General features: G+C 29.7%; 2 protein-coding genes. Both read right to left on the reverse strand.

All coding sequences use genetic code 11. The features are described 5' to 3' along the window. Positions 1–141, reverse strand: a 141-nt coding sequence (rplJ, locus tag AMN81_RS00840) for a 50S ribosomal protein L10 (protein ID WP_072090257.1), incomplete at its 3' end; no start/stop codon positions are given. A gap of 5 nt (positions 142–146) precedes the next feature. Continuing rightward, positions 147–602, reverse strand: a 456-nt coding sequence (locus AMN81_RS00845; protein ID WP_072090256.1) for a 50S ribosomal protein L1, incomplete at its 5' end; no start/stop codon positions are given.

Raw genomic sequence — 602 nt, forward strand, 5'->3', positions numbered from 1 at the left:
TCCATGTTCTCTCATTTTAGCTCTTAATTCATCTAACTGAGTCATTGTTAAACCTTGATAATGAGTAACCATGACAGCTTTGCTGTTTTCAAACTTACTAGTCATTTCTTCAATATAATTTTTCTTTTGTTCTTTGTTCATCATAACTATATCGATTTTCCTAATTTAACTTTATATGAAACACCCATTGTTGATGTAGCGAAAACACTTTTTACTAAATCACCTTTTAAAGTGTTGTTTGATTTCTCTTTCTCTAAAGCATCTAAAATTGCATTGTAGTTTTTTAGTAATTGATCATCATTAAAAGATTTTTTACCAATACTAACTCCAATATTTCCGTCTTTATCATTTCTAATTTCTACTTGACCAGATTTAGCATTAGTTACTGCTTCTTTAATATTTTCAGAGACTGAACCAAGCTTAGGATTAGGCATTAAACCTTTTGGTCCTAAAACTTTACCTAATTTAGACAGTTTAATCATCATTCCAGGTGTACAAATTAATTTTTGAAAGTTTAATTCTCCACCTTTAATTCTTTCAACAAATTCATCGCCACCTACAATATCTGCACCAGCATCTTTTGCATCTTGAGCTTTGTTATC

Source organism: Candidatus Pelagibacter communis (assembly GCF_001179845.1).
In the GTDB taxonomy this organism is placed as follows: domain Bacteria; phylum Pseudomonadota; class Alphaproteobacteria; order Pelagibacterales; family Pelagibacteraceae; genus Pelagibacter; species Pelagibacter ubique_Q.